The following is a 15,995-nucleotide window of genomic DNA, read 5'->3' as shown; positions in this document are numbered from 1 at the left end:
CGACGGGGGTCCGTTCACCCAAGGGGCCGGGACCGCCGTCGTATGTCTACTGCTGATGCGTTCTTCGCCCGAGGCGTCGAAGGCCTACTTCTTGCCCTGGTTGGCCACTGCGAGGATAGCCTCAGCTGCGGCGTCGGGGTCCAGGTAGGTGCCGCCCGGGGTGACGGGCTTGAAGTCTTCATCCAGTTCGTAGACCAGCGGGATGCCGGTCGGGATGTTCAGCGAGGCAATGGCGTCATCGCTGATGCCGTCCAAGTGCTTCACGAGTGCACGAAGGGAGTTGCCGTGTGCCGTGACCAGGACGGTCTTGCCGGCCTTGAGGTCTTCCTTGATGTCCGATTCCCAGTAGGGAAGCAGGCGGACGAGGACATCCTTGAGGCACTCCGTGCGGGGAAGGGCATCGCCGAGGTCCTTGTAACGGACATCGTTGGCCTGCGAGAACTCGCTGTTGTCGTCCAAGGGCGGCGGCGGGGTGTCGTAGCTGCGGCGCCATTCCATGAACTGCTCTTCGCCGAACTCGGCCAGAGTCTGGGCTTTGTCCTTACCCTGGAGGGCACCGTAGTGGCGCTCATTCAGGCGCCAATCACGCTTAACCGGGATCCAGCCGCGGTCGGCCTTGTCCAGGGCGATGTTCGCCGTGTTGATGGCACGCTTCAGCAACGAGGTGTAGAGGACGTCCGGGAGAACGTTGTTCTCGACCAGGAGTTCCCCGCCGCGCGCTGCTTCCTTGCGGCCTTGGTCGTTCAGGTCAACGTCCACCCATCCGGTGAACAGGTTCTTGGCGTTCCATTCGCTGTGGCCATGGCGCAGCAGAATCAGCTTGTAAGTCATGGTTTTCATCCTAGCCGAGGCGTGTTCCCTCCCGCCGGGCATTACGCCGTGCACCGGGCCCTGGGCTCCAGGCTCCGGGCTCCGGGCTCTGGGCGGCGGTGTGGTCCGTTGGGCGCTCGGGGAGCACGGGTTCTTCGTGGGCGGCCGCACCTGTTCCCGAACAGCGCACCCATTCTTCGTGGCGCCGCACCCGTTTCCGCCCGGCGCGCCCGTTCTTCGCCGCCACCGCTCCTGTTCCCGCACAGCGCACCCGTAACCACGGGAGCGGAAGGCGGCAAAGGGTGCGCCCAAGACAAACCCACCCCGGCGCACCTGTTCCCGAACAGCGCACCCACTCTTCGTGGCGCCGCACCCGTTTCCGCCTGGCGCACCCCTACTTCGGCGCCATCGCTCCCGTACACGCACAGCGCGCCCGTAACCACGGGAGCGGAAGGCGGCAAAGGGTGCGCCCAAGGCAAACCCCAAGCCCCAAGCCCGCAGCCCCAGCCGCAGCCCCAGCCCCAGCCCCAGCCCGGACCACCCGTAACCACGACACCGCGTCGCCCCACTCCCCCGCCCCGCGCACCGCCAGGGCCACACCGATACAGTGGAGCCGTGGTGCAAAAAGCTGAACGGGTAGCCTCTCCCCGGAGCCGGGGCGGGAAGCCGGTGGGCAACGTGACCCGGGGCACCACGAATCCCAACAGGATGCGTCGGTTGGACAGGTGGTTGGCCGGCCCGCAGGCGTGGCGGCTCCGCACCGCCGTCGAGCCCCTTGTCATCGACCTGGGCTACGGCGCTTCGCCGACCACCGCTGTCGAACTTTTTGAACGGCTGCAAGCAGTCCGCCCGGACGTCCGCGTCTGCGGAATCGAGATCGAACCAGAGCGGGTGCGCACCGCGAAGCCGTTGGAACGGCGGGGCCTGAGCTTCCATGTGGGAGGGTTCGAGATCCCTGTCCCCGGCAAGCCCGTCATTGTCCGGGCCTTCAATGTGCTTCGGCAGTACGAGGAAGCCGACGTCCCGGAGATCTGGCATCTGGTTCAGTCGCGGCTGGCGCCGGGTGGTCTGTTCATTGATGGAACGTGTGACGAAATCGGCCGTCGGGTCACGTGGGCGGCTTTGGACCCGCACCGACCCCTGAGCCTGAGCTTCTCCGTCCGTTTCGGCAGCTTCGAGCAACCATCGGACGTGGCTGAGCGGCTGCCAAAGGCCCTCATCCACAGGAACGTTCCGGGCGAGCCGATCCACACCTTCCTGCAGGCCATGGACCGGGCGTGGCTGGAGGCCGCACCGCTGGCGTCGTTCGGGAACCGGCAACGCTGGACGCAAATGTGCCGGACATTGCGCGATGCCGGATGGCCGCTGCTGGATGGACCGTCGCGGTGGCGGCTGGGTGAATTAACAGTGGCGTGGGACGCCGTGGCGCCCCGCCGGGAGGATTCTTACCAGGGACCGTAAGGTCCGACGTTGCGGTTGCCTCCGCTGCCGGCCTCGCGGACAGCAGGACGGACGTCGGCGAGGTACACGCAAGCCGCGGTCACGGCAGCGATGCCGAAGAGGCTCAATCCCCCTCCACCACCGAGCAAGCTCAGCGCGCCGACAGCGAACGCGATGCCGGTGAGGGCGGTCCAGAACGTCTCGGTGCGCTTGGAGGCAGCGACAAAGAGGGTGGGGCGGTGGCGCAAGCAGTCCACAAATGCCCAGACCTCAAGAGCCAAGGCCACCAATCCCAAGATGAAGTAGACCCCGCTGGTGACAATGCCAATCAAGTATTTTCCGTCCACGCCTTTTAGCCTAGCTGCCCAGCGACTTCAGCGCTTGCTCGAGGTCGGCCCAAAGGTCCTCGACGTTCTCGATGCCGACGCTCAGGCGGACCAGGTTCTCCGGAACGCTAAGTGGCTCGGCCGTGTGCCGGCGTCGACGTTCAATGAGGGATTCAACTCCGCCCAAGGAAGTAGCAGGGAGCCACAGTTCAAGGGCCCGGACCAGTTCATCGGCCGCGTCCGCCCCGCTGCGGGCGGCGTCACCTGCGATCTGGATACACAGGATAGAGCCGAAGCCCTGCATCTGGTCCTTGGCGCGTTGGTGGCCGGGGTCCGACGGGAGGCCCGGGAACCGGATTGCCTCAACACGGGGGTGGAGGCTTAGCCGCTCGGCCAGGATCGCCGCCGAGGCCTGCGACCGTTCAATGCGAAGCGCCAGTGTCCGCAGGCCCCGCAGGGCAAGCCACGCCTCGAACGGACCGGCGACTCCGCCGTGAATGATGCGGTGGTGCAGAAGAGCGGCGCGCAGTTCCGGATTGGAGGTCACCAAGGCGCCGAGGACGACGTCGGAGTGCCCGGCCAGGTATTTGGTCACCGAGTGGAGTACGACGTCGGACCCCAGGCTGAGGGGCTTCTGCACCAACGGCGTCGAGAAAGTATTGTCCGTAACCACGATCGCGCCCACCGCGTGGGCAGCCTCGGTCAGGGCCCGGATGTCGGCGATGCCGAGCATGGGGTTGGTGGGGCTTTCGAGCCACAAAAGGTCGGCGGGCTTGCCGTCTGCAGGAGCGATCAACGCTTTGACGGCCTCGGTATCCGCGATGTCCACGGTCCGCAGTTCCAGGACGCCTTTCTCTGCCAGCTCCGTGGCCATGACCAGTGAACCTGCGTAACTGTGTGAGGGCATGACCACGACGCCGCCGGCCGGCACCAAGGAGAGGGCGGAGCTGACCGCCGCGAGGCCCGAAGCGTACAGCAGGCCGGGGAGCTCCGCGCCTTCGAGCTTGGCGAGGGCTTCCTCGAAAGGATCCCAGGTGGGGTTCGCGTAACGTCCGTAGCCGCGGTCCCCGTCGCCGAGCGAACCAGTTCCGAAGTATGTGGAGGACAGGACGATGGGTGGGTTGACCGGTTCATCGTGCTTGCGTTCCGGCCGCCCGGCAGCAACCACAAGGGTTTCCGGGGACAAATCAGCAGCATGGTGGTCGGAAAGGCTCATGGATTCAGGGTACGGCTGCCGAACCCTGTGGATGAAAGGCATTACGCATCTTTATGTCAGGGAAGCTCGGTAGGCTAGACGGGTGAGTATCCAGAGCCCAGGTCTTTTCATCGCGTTCGAAGGCGGGGACGGAGCGGGCAAGTCCACGCAGGCCGCCCGGCTCTTCGACGCCCTCGAATCCAAGGGCCTCACGGTGCTGCGGACACGCGAACCCGGCGGAACGCCCATTGGCGAGAAGCTGCGTTCCCTGGTGCTGGACCACGGCCACGGCACCATAGATGCCCGCACAGAGGCGTTGATGTTCGCCGCTGCCCGTGCTGCACACGCCAGCCAGGTGATCCGTCCGGCCTTGGCGTTGGGCCACGTGGTCATTACCGACCGCTACATTGACTCCTCCGTCGCCTACCAGGGCGCTGGTCGCGGGCTGGGCGCCGAGGACGTCAGGTCGCTCAACGAATGGGCAACCGAAGGGCTCCATCCGCACCTCACGGTACTGCTCGACGTCGAGCCCTCCGACGGTCGCGAACGGCGGACGGCGGGAGACGCCGCCGAGGACCGGCTGGAATCCGAACCCGACACTTTCCACACAGCAATCCGGGATGCCTTCCTCCAGTTGGCTGCCGCCGCGCCGGACAGTTACCTGGTGCTGCCCGCGGCCTTGGACATCGAGACCTTGGCTGCACGGATCCTCGAACGGGTGGAAGCCTTGTTGGGTGATCGGGTCAGCCAATGAGCGTATGGGATGACCTGCAGGGACAAGCCCCGGTAGTCGCACAGTTGAAACAGGCCGCCCAGTCAGAGAGCGGCCTGACCCATGCGTGGCTGTTCACGGGTCCGCCCGGATCCGGCCGTTCCAATGCCGCCAAGGCCTTTGCTGCGGCCCTGAACTGCCAGCAGGACGACGTCACTTTGCGGGGCTGCGGCGAATGCCCGGCGTGCCACACCATCCTTGGCGAAACACACTCGGACGTCACGTTCGTGCGGACCGAGAAAGTCACCATCACCATTGACGAGGCCCGGGAATTGGTGGCCAAAGCCGGCGACCGGCCTTCCACCGGCCGTTGGCGCATCATCGTGGTGGAGGACGCCGACCGCATGGCCGAACGGACCACCAACGTGTTGCTCAAAGCCATCGAGGAGCCCACTCCCCGGACCATTTGGATGCTGTGCGCACCCTCCCCGGCGGACGTGCTGGTAACCATCCGTTCGCGATGCCGTCCGGTGACCTTGCGCTTGCCTCCAGCTTCCGACGTCGCGGATCTTTTGGTGAGGCGCGACGGCGTCGAACGTGGCCTTGCCGAGCGGGCTGCACGCGCGGCACAGAGCCACATCGGCATCGCCCGGCGACTGGCCCGCGACGCCGACGCCCGGGAACGCCGCTTGGAAACAGTCCGCATTCCGCTTGGCCTGCGCGGAGTAACGGCAGCGGTGATGATGGCCGAAAAGCTGGTGAAGATCGCCACGGAAGAGGCCAACAGTTCCAACGACGAACGCGACGCTGCGGAAAAAGTGGCATTGTTGGCAAGCCTCGGGGCGCCCGAATCCGGCACTCTTCCGCCGTCGATGCGCAGCCAGGTCAAGCAGCTGGAAGACGACCAGAAGCGCCGTGCCAAGCGCTCCGTCACGGATTCGCTGGACCGGACCCTGACGGACCTGTTGTCCTTCTACCGTGATGTCCTCATCATCCAGCTGGGGAACGCGGTGGACTTGGTTAACGTTGAGCTACAGAGCGAGCTGGAAGAGTACGCGCGCCAGTCCGCCCCCGAAACCACGCTCGCCCGGATGGACGCCATCAATAAAGCACGCGTCCGCATCACCACTACCAACGTGGCACCGCTGTTGGCAGTGGAGTCAATGGCTACAAGCCTGATCCAGCAATAGGAGAATCCATGAAGTCCGCACCCCGCCGGTTCGCCGCGTTCTGCCTCGCCATGGTGTCCATGCTGGTGCTCAGCGCATGCTCCCTGCCGTTCCTTCCCGCCCCCACAGCCAAACCTTCCACCAGTACGGTGGACCCCTCAATCGCTGCGTCCGCGCCGGAAGGACTGGAGAAGTTCTACTCCCAAGGGGTGGAGTGGAGTTCCTGCGAAGACGGGTTCGAATGCGGCAAGGTGCAGGTCCCCCTGGATTACGGAAAACCGGATTCGGAAGAGATCACCCTCTCAGCCATCAAGCTCGCAAGCAACGGCAGCAAGAAAGGCACTGTCCTGATCAACCCGGGCGGGCCGGGCGGCTCCGGCGTCGACTTCGTCAAGGACAGCGGAAAGTCGCACTTCACCCAGAAGCTGCGCTCCAACTACGACATCGTGGGTTTCGATCCCCGCGGCGTTAAGAGGTCCGCTCCGGTGACCTGCATGTCATCGGATGCCGAACGGGACGCCGCGCGTGAGAAGGACTTCCGGAAGGACACGGACGAGGGACTGGCTGCTGCGCTGGCCTTCAACAAAACGGTGGCCAAGCAGTGCGCCGAAAAGACTGGGCCGGTCCTTGAACACATTGATACCGTGAGCGCTGCCAAGGACCTTGACGTCCTCCGGGCCGTGGTCAACGACGCCAAGCTCAATTACCTCGGTTACTCCTACGGAACGTTCCTGGGCTCCACGTACGCAGACCTGTTCCCGGAGAACGTCGGGCGGCTGGTCCTCGACGGCGCGGTTGATCCCTCCATCAGCAACGAAGAACTCACTGCTGGTCAGGCGAGGGCGTTCGAGAAAGCCATCCGGACCTACGTAGCCAACTGCCTGGGCCAAAACAACTGCCCGCTGAGCGGCGGAGTAGACAACGGCGTCCAAGAGATCCGGGACCTCATCACTGCGGTGGACGCGAATCCGCAGACTGCCCGGGACGGACGGCTCGTCACGGGAACCGAATTCGTGAACGGCCTGATTCTGCCGTTGTACGATAACCAAAGCTGGCCGGCTTTGACCCAAGCGTTGGAGTCCGCTTTCTCCGGAGATGTCTCCCAGATGCTCCGCATCGCGGACCTCGGCGCGGACCGGGACCCCAGCGGAAAATACACCTCCAACTCGGCCTTCGCCTTCACCGCCATCAACTGCCTTGACTACCCCATGGTCACTGACACCGCCGGGATGCGCGCAGAAGAAGCCAAGCTCAAGCAGGACTCCCCCACATTTGGCAGCTTCTTCGCCTATGGTGGCCTGACGTGCAAGGAATGGCCGTACCAGCCAAAACGCCAGCCGGCAGCCGTCGATTACACCGGGTCTGCACCCATCGTGGTGATCGGCACCACCGGCGATCCGGCCACCCCGTTGGAGTGGTCGGAGTCCCTTCGCAAGCAGCTGGAAAACGCCGCACTGGTGACCTGGGAGGGTGAGGGGCACACAGCCTACGGCCGCTCCAACTCCTGCGTCAGCACCGCCGTCGACGACTACTTCGTGGACGGCAAGCTGCCGCAGGACGGCTTGAAATGCTAGGGCTCCCGCCCGTTTTGACCCGGGCCGCGTGACTCTATTACAGTTATGTCTTGCGTGATCGGCCGGAAACGGCAGATGAACGCGGTGCTTCCTTAGCTCAGTCGGTAGAGCGTTTCACTCGTAATGAAAAGGTCATCAGTTCGATTCTGATAGGAAGCTCGGTTGAACCCCGGATAGCCCTACTTCAAGGGCTATCCGGGGTTTTTTATTGACCGTTGTGACTCGCGGGCTGCTCCGGAAGCCGCGCACGCCCTACTTGAGGCTTAGCACCTCGTCGATCGGCCGGTTGTTGACGAACACCTGCGCGCTCGTCGCTCCGGACGCGGCCATGGCGGTGTATTCCAGCTGGGCCTTCGCGCGCGGGACATCGCATACGCCACCCAGCATGAACTGCCCGGAGAGCCGGATGGTGATGGTGCTGCCGTTCAGCTCGCCGCCAAGGTAGCTGAGGTTGGACTGGTACAGCACGTTGATCAGCCCGGAGAGGCCGACGTCGCGGCTCTTGTTGGCAAGCAGGGCGTTGATGCTCGGGCCCACTTGGTCCGTGAAGGTGACCGGCGCCGTGGTGGTGGCCACGAGGCTGTCACCGCACCCGATGCGCGGCCCGGAGACGCCGTTGTCGCCGACGGCCACGTAGTAGACGGTGAGCGGTCCGGTCTGTTCAGGGAGACCGGACGGCACTGGTTCCTGCGTGGCTGGCGGGCTTGCGGGGACGGACGACGGCGGCGCGCCGGGCGTGGAGGCGGCCGGGGCTGAGGTGGTGGCCGACGCCGTCGTGCCCGCTGTTGAGGTGGGGCCGGTCGTCGCGCTTGGGCTGGCGCTGCTCGTGGTGGGCGACGGACCCGGCGGCCCGAAGCAGGCTGTCAGGACCATCAGGCTGCTGAGCCCGAGAGTGCAGAGTGCCGAGAACCTGGGCCTGGTCATGATGCCCCCTTGAAACCCTGACGTCGCCGTTGCCGGCGCCAATTTCAAGCTACGCCTGAGGGTTTTTCCATAACAGGGACTAAAGTCCGGGCTGTTGGGGCCGTCTTCGTAGCAGGCCGGGGGCTTTGTGCCCTGTTTACGGTCCGGGGCCGGGTCCTAGCCTGAGTTAAGCAGCGCGGTGAAGGGCCGGCTGCCGGACCCGGGAGGCATACGGTGAAATCGGCAAACGCAAGCATCATCGCAGGCGTCGTCATCATTGCGCTGGGCGTTTTGCTGCTGCTGGACAGGGTGGGCATCATGGACACCGCGTCCTTCGTGGCGCCGCTGATTTTCGCGGCCGCTGGGGTCCTCTTCCTGTCCGTGTTCATCCGCCGCCGGGAGAACTGGTGGGCGGCCATCCCCGGGTCCGTGTTCCTGGGCCTGGCTGCGGTTATCACCACCACCCAGCTCACGGGCGGCGCTTGGGGTGCAGCCTTCCTGTTCGTTTTCATGGGTGCCGGCTTTGCCGCTGTGTTTCTCCGCGAACCGGGCAACTGGTGGGCCCTGATCCCTTCCGGCGTCATGTTCACCCTGGCAGTCATCGTGGCCCTCCCTCAGGAACTGCAGGGTACCCCCACTGCCGCTATCCTCTTCCTGGGTTTGGCGGCCACCTTTGGTGTGCTTTCGCTGGTTCCGGTGCGCGTCGATGAAGCCAGCGACTTCAGGAAACGGATGAAATGGCCGTTGATTCCAGCCGGAGCACTGGCGGTGATGGGACTGATCTTCCTCCTCCAAGCCACGGTTCTGCTGATCCCTGCGGATTTTGCCTTCCCTGTGGTCATGATCGTGGCCGGCGCCGCACTGGTGGTGTTCGCCTACCTGAGCCACCGGGACGGACGGAGGAAGGCGCACGACCCCGGGCCGCGGGCAGGCTGAAGAACCCGCATCCGCGGGTTTCCGGGGGTTCTTTGGTTTATAACGCCCTTCCGGGATCATCAACGGTCTGCGCCTTCTCACGGTTCCGGTTTCAGCCTGCGGCGCACAAGAAGCCACGATCCTCAACCAACCCGTAGAATTACGACATTATGGATGACCCTCCTTCACATATGCCCAGGCCCCTCTGCCCGCTGACCGTATTGCCGGTCTCCCAGGGAGAGGGGCGCCCGAATGTATGAATGGATCATGCTCGGCATAGGCCTCGTCCTCACTGTCGGCACTGGATTCTTCGTCGCTTCGGAGTTCGCTTTGGTCAATCTGGACCGGACCGAACTTGAAGCCCGCCAGGCCCGCGGCGAAAAGCGGCTGGGGCCAACCATCAAGGCCCTCAAGATCACCTCGACGCACTTGTCCGGCGCGCAGCTCGGCATCACGCTGACCACCCTGCTCACCGGCTACACCTTTGAGCCCGCCATCAGCCGCATGCTCAGCGAACCGTTGCAGTCCTGGGGGCTCCCGGCTGATGTGGTTCCCGGGGTGGGTGCAGTTGCGGGGATTTTCCTTGCCACTGTGTTCTCGATGGTGATCGGCGAGCTGGTCCCCAAGAACTTCGCTTTGGCCTTGCCCCTCGCGACAGCCAAAGTGGTGGTTCCTTTCCAGGCGCTGTTCACCGCCGTCTTCAAACCCGCAATCCTGCTGTTCAACAACACTGCAAACAAGATCATTCGGTCCTTTGGCATCGAGCCGAAGGAGGAGCTCTCCGGTGCACGCTCAGCAGAGGAGCTGTCCTCGCTGGTGCGGCGGTCCGCCATGGAAGGCCTTCTGGATCAGGACCATGCCGAGTTGCTGAACCGAACCCTCCGGTTCTCGGAGCACACGGCCGGTGACGTCATGACTCCCCGTGTCCGTATGGTGGCGGTGGATGCTGACCAAACTGCCGCCGAGATCGTGGAGTTGGCCTCTGCTACGGGGTTTTCGCGCTTCCCGGTGATTGGCCGGGACCGGGACGAAATCCTGGGCGTCCTGCACGTGAAACAGGCCTTTGCCGTCCCCTTGGAGCAGCGCGATGCAGTGGTGGCGACGTCACTGATGACCGAACCGTTGTATGTTCCGGAGTCCAAGGACGTGGATGCCTTGCTGGTGCTGCTCCGCAAACAGGGCCTGCAGGTAGCGATCGTCTCTGATGAACATGGCGGAACAGCAGGCATAGTGACCCTCGAGGACCTCGTGGAGGAAATCGTGGGCGAACTCGAAGATGAGCACGACCGGGCCCGCGCAGGTGTGGTCCGGGTGGGACGCTCCATCACGTTCGACGCATCCCTGCGGCCGGATGAGCTGCTGGACCGGACGGGGATCGTCGTCCCCGAGGGGGAAGAGTACGACACCGTGGCCGGGTTCATGTCCGACCAGCTGGACCGGGTGCCTGAATTGGGCGACGAGGTTGCGGTCGGCGGGGGCGTGCTGCGGGTGGAAAGAGTGGCCGGCGCCCAGCTGGGGCGCATCCGTTTCACTCCGGACCCCGACACCGAACACATCAGCACCCATGACCAGATCATCAACAAGATTTCCGAGGAGCTTCGGCCATGAGCGAGTACCTTCCCGGCATCATCTGGCTGGTCATCCTGCTGGTAGTGAACGCGTTCTTCGTGGGCGCCGAGTTTGCCGTGATTTCGGCCAGGCGGTCACAGATCGAGCCCAAGGCCGAGGCTGGCAGCAAAGCAGCAAAGACCACACTGTGGGCCATGGAGCATGCCACCTTGATGCTGGCCACCAGCCAGCTCGGCATTACGGTCTGCTCGCTGGTGATCCTGAATGTCTCCGAACCGGCCATCCACCACTTGCTGGAGATCCCGTTGGGCCTGACGTCCCTTCCGGCGGAAGCCATCGGCATCATTGCCTTCGTGGTGGCCTTGGTCCTGGTGACGTTCCTCCACGTGGTGGTGGGCGAGATGGTTCCCAAGAACATCTCCTTCTCGGTGCCAACCCGCGCTGCCCTCCTCCTCGCTCCGCCGCTGGTCCTCGTGGCCAAGGTGTTCAAGCCCGTGATTTGGACATTGAACGGGATCGCGAACTCCGTGTTGCGCCTGTTCCGCGTGGAGCCCAAGGAGGAGGCCACCAGCGCCTACACCTTGGATGAAGTAGCCACGATCGTTGAGCAGTCCACCCGTGTGGGTACATTGAATGACACCAGCGGCACCTTGACCGCTGCTTTCGAGTTCACGTCCAAGACGGTGGGCGAGGTTGAAGTACCGATTGCCGACATGGTGTTGTTGCCGGATTCTTCAACCCCGGCCGACATCCAAAGGACAGTAGCGGAGCACGGGTATTCCCGTTACATCCTCACTGACCGGGACGGCCAACCCTCCGGGTACCTTCACCTGAAGGACGTGATGGACCTGACCACCACGGAAAAGTTCAACCGTCCGGTGCCCGAGAAGCGAATCCGCCGCCTGGCCTCGGTTTATGTGAGCAGCGAGCTTGAGGATGCCTTGGCCTCGATGCGCAGAAGCGGCGCACACGTAGCCCGCGTCTTCAACTCCGACGGCGCCACCACCGGCATGCTGTTCCTGGAAGACATCATCGAAGAACTGGTAGGCGAGGTCGAGGACGCCACCAGCGTTTAAGGCCACCACGGCAAGGCCCGGTTTGCGCTCCAACATGACGACAGGACGCGCGGACCGGGCCTCACCTGTGCAGGCACGTTAGTCTGAGCCTATGGGGACAAATACCTTGAAATCCGGCGAGCAGCTCGACAAACAGTCCCGCATCCTCGAAGCGGCCTTGGAGTTGCTCTCCCGGCACGGTATTTCCGGGGTCAGCATGCGTGCTGTGGCCCGCGAGGCCGGAGTGGCCCTTGGCCTGGTGAACTATTACTACGACGACAAAACCAGCCTGATCCGGGCGGCCCTGCAGCACGTTGATGAACACGACCTCCTCCTCGTGGCACCAGACCCGGCCGCTGACCCCGTGGAGCACCTCCGCCGCGCCCTCCGCCGGGTGGCCGGCGCCGACCTGTTGACTACCCGTTATTTGTCCCTGCGCCTGCATTTGTGGGCCCTCGCGCAAGCCGATGAGGGCTACGCCGAGATCAACGCTGCCGCGTTTGACCGCTACCTGGACGGCTTGGCGTCCCTGATCTCCAATGCCAAGCCCGGGCTTTCCTGGGGTGAATGCCGCGACCGGGCCGCCGACGTCGTCGTCATCCAGAACGGCATGTGGCTGACCTCCCTCCTCGGCATCGACGCGGCTGCCATCGAGCGCAGCATCGCCCGCACGGAAGAGATCGCATTCGCCCCGGCGCCTGAAGCGAGTTAACGCCGACGCCGGATCGCCGGCTAAACGTCACAAACACACGGCTTGATATATCTGAGGCCGCAAAGTCTTGAACGATCGTTCAAAGTGTTCTACTGTCGTTCTATGACCTACGACACACTCAGTCCAGGCACCTAGCACCACAGGCCACAGCTGCATCGCAGCCAGGCACGCCACCAACAGACCTCTGTGCCGGATCAACGGCCCGCAACACCACTACCACAGGCAACCGCCAAGACCTCACAAGGCCTGGCCGCGCCATGCCCGAATCCTGGCGGACCCCGCTCTCCAAGCCCCGCACTTGCCCGATTCCTAGGGAGAACAATGTCAACAACAGCATCCACGCTCTTCATCAACGGTTCATGGGAGGCAGCTACTTCCGGTGCCGCCCGGGAGATCCGAAACCCGGCCGACGGTGAAGTTGTCGCCACCGTTTCCGAAGGTGGCAAGGAAGACGCCGAACGCGCGATCGCCGCAGCCCGGGCAGCCTTCGACTCCGGCGTTTGGTCTTCCGTCCCCGCCCCCGAGCGCGGCTCCTTCCTGCTCAAAGTCGCAGCCGGACTGCGCGAGCACCGCGAAAAATTCGCGCGGGCCGAATCCTTGGACACCGGAAAACGCATCATAGAGAGCCGCATCGACATCGATGACATCGCTGCATGCTTCGAATACTTCGGCAAGCTCGCGGGCCAGCAGCCGGGCCGGGTGGTGGACGCCGGGAACCCCGACGTCGTCAGCCGGATCGTCTACGAGCCCGTCGGCGTCTGCGGCCTCATCACCCCGTGGAACTACCCCCTTCTCCAAGCGGCGTGGAAGATTGCACCGGCACTGGCCGCAGGCTGCACGTTCGTCCTCAAACCAGCAGAGTTGACCCCTTCCACCAGCATCCTGTGCATGCAGCTCATGAAGGACCTGGGACTGCCCGACGGCGTCGCGAACCTTGTCACCGGTCCCGGCCGGAAGGTGGGCGCACCGCTGACGGAACACCCCGACGTCGACCTCGTCTCCTTCACCGGCGGCCTGGAGACCGGCAAGAGCATCGCGGCCGCCGCTGCCGCAACCGTCAAGAAGGTGGCGCTGGAGCTGGGCGGCAAGAACCCCAACGTGGTCTTCGCCGACGCGGACTTCGACGCCGCCGTCGACAATGCGCTCAACGGCGCGTTCCTGCACTCCGGGCAGGTTTGCTCGGCAGGCGCACGGCTGGTGGTGGAGGAATCCATCGCCGAACGCTTCGTCGACGAACTGGTCCGCCGCGCAGAAGCCATCCGTTTGGGCGGCCCCTTCGACGAGGACGCGGAAACCGGCCCGCTGATCTCTGCCGACCACCGCGACAGGGTCCACGAGTACGTCCAGCGCGGCATCGCCGAGGGTGCCCGGTTGCGGACCGGCGGCGGGGCGCCGGAAGGCGAAAAGTACGACGCCGGTTTCTACTACCGGCCGACCGTCCTGGACCGCGTCACCCGGGGAATGTCGGTGGTGACCGATGAGGCATTCGGCCCGGTAGTGACCGTGGAAACTTTCCGCACCGAAGACGAAGCCGTGGCAACCGCCAACGACACGATCTACGGGCTGGCTGGAGCAGTGTGGACGCAGGACGCCGGGAAGGCGCAACGGGTGGCGGGCAGGCTCCGGCACGGCACCATCTGGATCAACGACTACCACCCCTACCTCCCGCAGGCGGAGTGGGGCGGCTTCGGACAGTCGGGAGTGGGCCGGGAGCTCGGCCCCACGGGACTGGCCGAGTACCAGGAAGCCAAGCACATCTACCAGAACACCAGGCCGCAGGTAACCGGCTGGTTCGCTGACCACAGCAAGGAGAACTAGATGCACTTCGACACCATCGACGCCCTCGGCGAGCGCACGTTCGACTACGTCGTCATCGGCGGCGGATCTGCGGGAGCCGCCGTGGCCGCCAGGTTGAGCGAGGACCCTGATGTTACTGTCGCGCTGGTGGAAGCCGGCCCGGACGACCGCAACATTCCTGAGGTCCTGCAGCTGGACCGCTGGATGGAGTTGCTGGAATCCGGCTACGACTGGGACTACCCGATCGAGCCGCAGGAAAACGGAAACTCCTTCATGCGCCATGCCCGTGCCAAGGTGATGGGTGGCTGCTCAAGCCATAACTCCTGCATCGCTTTCTGGGCACCCCGGGAAGACCTGGACGAGTGGGAGTCCAAGTACGGTGCCAGCGGCTGGAACGCTGATGCTGCCTGGCCGCTGTACAAGCGGCTGGAGACCAACGAGGACGCCGGCCCGGAGGCTCCGCATCATGGTGATTCGGGCCCGGTACACCTCATGAACGTCCCACCTGCCGATCCTGCCGGCGTTGCCCTGCTGGATGCTTGCGAGCAGGCGGGCATTCCCCGCACCAAGTTCAACACAGGCACCACGGTGATCAACGGAGCGAACTTCTTCCAAATCAACCGCCGTGCTGACGGTACCCGGTCCTCCAGCTCGGTGTCCTACATCCACCCCATCATCGAACGCCCCAACTTCACCCTGCTGACCGGGCTGAGGGCCCGCCAATTGGTGTTCGACGCAGGCAAGCGCTGTACCGGCGTCGATGTTGTCGATTCGGCTTTCGGCCGCACGCACCGGCTGACAGCCAACCACGAAGTCATCCTGTCCACAGGCGCCATCGACTCCCCCAAGCTGTTGATGCTCTCCGGCATCGGCCCGGCGGCCCACCTCGCCGAGCACGGCATTGAGGCTTTGGTGGACTCCCCCGGCGTGGGCGAGAACCTGCAGGACCACCCCGAGGGCCTGGTGCAGTACGAGGCCAAGCAGCCGATGGTGCAGACTTCCACGCAGTGGTGGGAGATCGGCATCTTCACTCCCACGGAGGATGGCCTGGACCGGCCGGACTTGATGATGCACTACGGCTCGGTTCCGTTCGACATGAACACCCTGCGCCATGGCTACCCCACAACGGAAAACGGCTTCAGCCTCACTCCCAACGTCACGCACGCCCGCTCCCGCGGCACGGTCCGTCTCCGCAGCCGGGACTTCCGGGACAAGCCCATGGTGGATCCCCGCTACTTCACGGACCCGGACGGACACGACATGCGCGTCATGGTGGCCGGTATCCGGAAGGCCCGCGAGATTGCCGCGCAGCCTGCCATGGCTGAATGGACGGGACGCGAGCTGTCGCCCGGCGTTGAGGCCCAGACGGACGAGGAGCTGCAGGAGTACATCCGCAAGACCCACAACACGGTGTACCACCCGGTGGGCACCGTGCGGATGGGCGCGTACGACGACGACATGTCACCTTTGGATCCCGAGTTGCGGGTGAAGGGGGTCGCCGGGTTGCGGGTCGCCGATGCGTCGGTCATGCCCGAGCATGTGACCGTGAATCCCAACATCACCGTCATGATGATCGGCGAGCGGTGCGCGGACCTGATCAAGGCTGCCCGGGCTGAAGCGAACCTTGCCGTCTCTGTTACCGCAGAGGAGGACTTCACGCCGTCGTACGCCTAAGGGGCCGCCCCCAACGGGGGCGCCTCCTATGGGGGATAAGTATCCACAGCAAAAATTTTCGATTCCGCCGCGCCCCAGGGCGGCCGATCCGATCTTGCTTTTCTGATGAGGAGTCCACAGTGGAACCCAGCAAGAGTAATGATT

General features: G+C 64.4%; 14 protein-coding genes and 1 tRNA gene. 11 read left to right on the top strand and 4 right to left on the bottom strand.

Annotated features, from left to right (window positions below; all coding sequences use genetic code 11):
• Positions 1–84 precede the first annotated feature (84 nt).
• Entirely contained in the window at positions 85–831 is a 747-nt protein-coding gene (locus OCL88_RS16735; protein WP_166187497.1) for a phosphoglyceromutase, read from the bottom strand.
• A 594-nt stretch (positions 832–1,425) separates the two neighbouring features.
• Between OCL88_RS16735 and OCL88_RS16730 the strand changes: the two genes are divergently transcribed.
• On the top strand, positions 1,426–2,271 hold the full coding sequence (locus OCL88_RS16730; protein WP_264963232.1) for a class I SAM-dependent methyltransferase: 846 nt from the start codon (positions 1,426–1,428) through the stop codon (positions 2,269–2,271).
• Here OCL88_RS16730 and OCL88_RS16725 read toward each other — a convergent pair.
• Both OCL88_RS16725 and OCL88_RS16720 read right to left on the bottom strand, forming a co-directional pair.
• A complete protein-coding gene (locus OCL88_RS16725; RefSeq protein ID WP_264963231.1) occupies positions 2,256–2,597 on the bottom strand; it encodes a DUF2516 family protein in 342 nt (113 codons plus the stop codon). The two genes, OCL88_RS16730 and OCL88_RS16725, sit on opposite strands and share 16 nt — an antisense overlap.
• A 10-nt stretch (positions 2,598–2,607) precedes the next feature.
• Positions 2,608–3,792, bottom strand: coding sequence for a trans-sulfuration enzyme family protein (locus OCL88_RS16720; RefSeq protein ID WP_264963230.1), 1,185 nt, complete (start codon positions 3,790–3,792; stop codon positions 2,608–2,610).
• Positions 3,793–3,874: 82 nt separating this feature from the next.
• Here OCL88_RS16720 and tmk point away from each other — a divergent pair, with 82 nt between their 5' ends.
• From tmk to OCL88_RS16700, 4 genes are all read left to right on the top strand, one after another.
• Entirely contained in the window at positions 3,875–4,525 is a 651-nt protein-coding gene (tmk, locus tag OCL88_RS16715) for a dTMP kinase (protein WP_062095278.1), read from the top strand.
• Positions 4,522–5,673: a DNA polymerase III subunit delta' gene (locus tag OCL88_RS16710; protein ID WP_021474260.1), complete on the top strand. Its 1,152-nt coding sequence runs from the start codon at positions 4,522–4,524 to the stop codon at positions 5,671–5,673. The genes tmk and OCL88_RS16710 overlap by 4 nt, the downstream gene beginning before the upstream one ends.
• An 8-nt stretch (positions 5,674–5,681) precedes the next feature.
• Positions 5,682–7,226, top strand: a complete 1,545-nt coding sequence (locus tag OCL88_RS16705; RefSeq protein ID WP_264963229.1) for an alpha/beta hydrolase — start codon at positions 5,682–5,684, stop codon at positions 7,224–7,226.
• Between the two features lie 86 nt (positions 7,227–7,312).
• Positions 7,313–7,385: transfer RNA gene (locus tag OCL88_RS16700), tRNA-Thr, on the top strand.
• 93 nt (positions 7,386–7,478) lie between these two features.
• On the opposite strand, the gene OCL88_RS16695 is transcribed toward OCL88_RS16700, so the two are convergent.
• Positions 7,479–8,150 (bottom strand): GerMN domain-containing protein, encoded by a 672-nt coding sequence (locus OCL88_RS16695; RefSeq protein WP_264963228.1) that lies wholly within the window; start codon positions 8,148–8,150, stop codon positions 7,479–7,481.
• A 213-nt stretch (positions 8,151–8,363) separates the two neighbouring features.
• Here OCL88_RS16695 and OCL88_RS16690 point away from each other — a divergent pair, with 213 nt between their 5' ends.
• The 6 genes from OCL88_RS16690 to OCL88_RS16665 all read left to right on the top strand — a co-directional run bounded on the left by OCL88_RS16690 (position 8,364) and on the right by OCL88_RS16665 (position 15,851).
• The gene (locus tag OCL88_RS16690) at positions 8,364–9,065 is read left to right on the top strand and encodes a hypothetical protein (protein ID WP_264963227.1); all 702 of its coding nucleotides are present in this window, start codon (positions 8,364–8,366) and stop codon (positions 9,063–9,065) included.
• A 231-nt stretch (positions 9,066–9,296) separates the two neighbouring features.
• The gene (locus OCL88_RS16685; RefSeq protein WP_264963226.1) at positions 9,297–10,652 is read left to right on the top strand and encodes a hemolysin family protein; all 1,356 of its coding nucleotides are present in this window, start codon (positions 9,297–9,299) and stop codon (positions 10,650–10,652) included.
• Entirely contained in the window at positions 10,649–11,689 is a 1,041-nt protein-coding gene (locus OCL88_RS16680) for a hemolysin family protein (RefSeq protein ID WP_264963225.1), read from the top strand. Before OCL88_RS16685 ends, OCL88_RS16680 begins: the two co-directional genes overlap by 4 nt.
• Before the next feature lie 91 nt (positions 11,690–11,780).
• The gene (locus OCL88_RS16675) at positions 11,781–12,380 is read left to right on the top strand and encodes a TetR/AcrR family transcriptional regulator (RefSeq protein ID WP_264963224.1); all 600 of its coding nucleotides are present in this window, start codon (positions 11,781–11,783) and stop codon (positions 12,378–12,380) included.
• Between the two features lie 321 nt (positions 12,381–12,701).
• Positions 12,702–14,198, top strand: coding sequence for an aldehyde dehydrogenase family protein (locus tag OCL88_RS16670; protein WP_264963223.1), 1,497 nt, complete (start codon positions 12,702–12,704; stop codon positions 14,196–14,198).
• Positions 14,199–15,851, top strand: coding sequence for a GMC family oxidoreductase (locus OCL88_RS16665; protein ID WP_264963222.1), 1,653 nt, complete (start codon positions 14,199–14,201; stop codon positions 15,849–15,851).
• Positions 15,852–15,995 lie beyond the last annotated feature (144 nt).

Origin of the sequence: Paenarthrobacter sp. PAE-2, assembly GCF_026013155.1 — a bacterium.
In the GTDB taxonomy this organism is placed as follows: Bacteria; Actinomycetota; Actinomycetes; order Actinomycetales; family Micrococcaceae; genus Arthrobacter; species Arthrobacter ureafaciens.
This window is presented reverse-complemented; position numbering and strand designations above follow the sequence as displayed.

Bases quoted from the DNA above. Each gene is read 5' to 3' on its own strand.
- OCL88_RS16735 (WP_166187497.1), bottom strand. From the start codon at position 831: ATGACTTACAAGCTGATTCTGCTGCGCCATGGCCACAGCGAATGGAAC.
- OCL88_RS16720 (WP_264963230.1), bottom strand. From the start codon at position 3,792: ATGAGCCTTTCCGACCACCATGCTGCTGATTTGTCCCCGGAAACCCTT.
- OCL88_RS16710 (WP_021474260.1), top strand. From the start codon at position 4,522: ATGAGCGTATGGGATGACCTGCAGGGACAAGCCCCGGTAGTCGCACAG.
- OCL88_RS16705 (WP_264963229.1), top strand. From the start codon at position 5,682: ATGAAGTCCGCACCCCGCCGGTTCGCCGCGTTCTGCCTCGCCATGGTG.
- OCL88_RS16695 (WP_264963228.1), bottom strand. From the start codon at position 8,150: ATGACCAGGCCCAGGTTCTCGGCACTCTGCACTCTCGGGCTCAGCAGC.
- OCL88_RS16685 (WP_264963226.1), top strand. From the start codon at position 9,297: ATGTATGAATGGATCATGCTCGGCATAGGCCTCGTCCTCACTGTCGGC.
- OCL88_RS16680 (WP_264963225.1), top strand. From the start codon at position 10,649: ATGAGCGAGTACCTTCCCGGCATCATCTGGCTGGTCATCCTGCTGGTA.
- OCL88_RS16675 (WP_264963224.1), top strand. From the start codon at position 11,781: ATGGGGACAAATACCTTGAAATCCGGCGAGCAGCTCGACAAACAGTCC.
- OCL88_RS16670 (WP_264963223.1), top strand. From the start codon at position 12,702: ATGTCAACAACAGCATCCACGCTCTTCATCAACGGTTCATGGGAGGCA.
- OCL88_RS16665 (WP_264963222.1), top strand. From the start codon at position 14,199: ATGCACTTCGACACCATCGACGCCCTCGGCGAGCGCACGTTCGACTAC.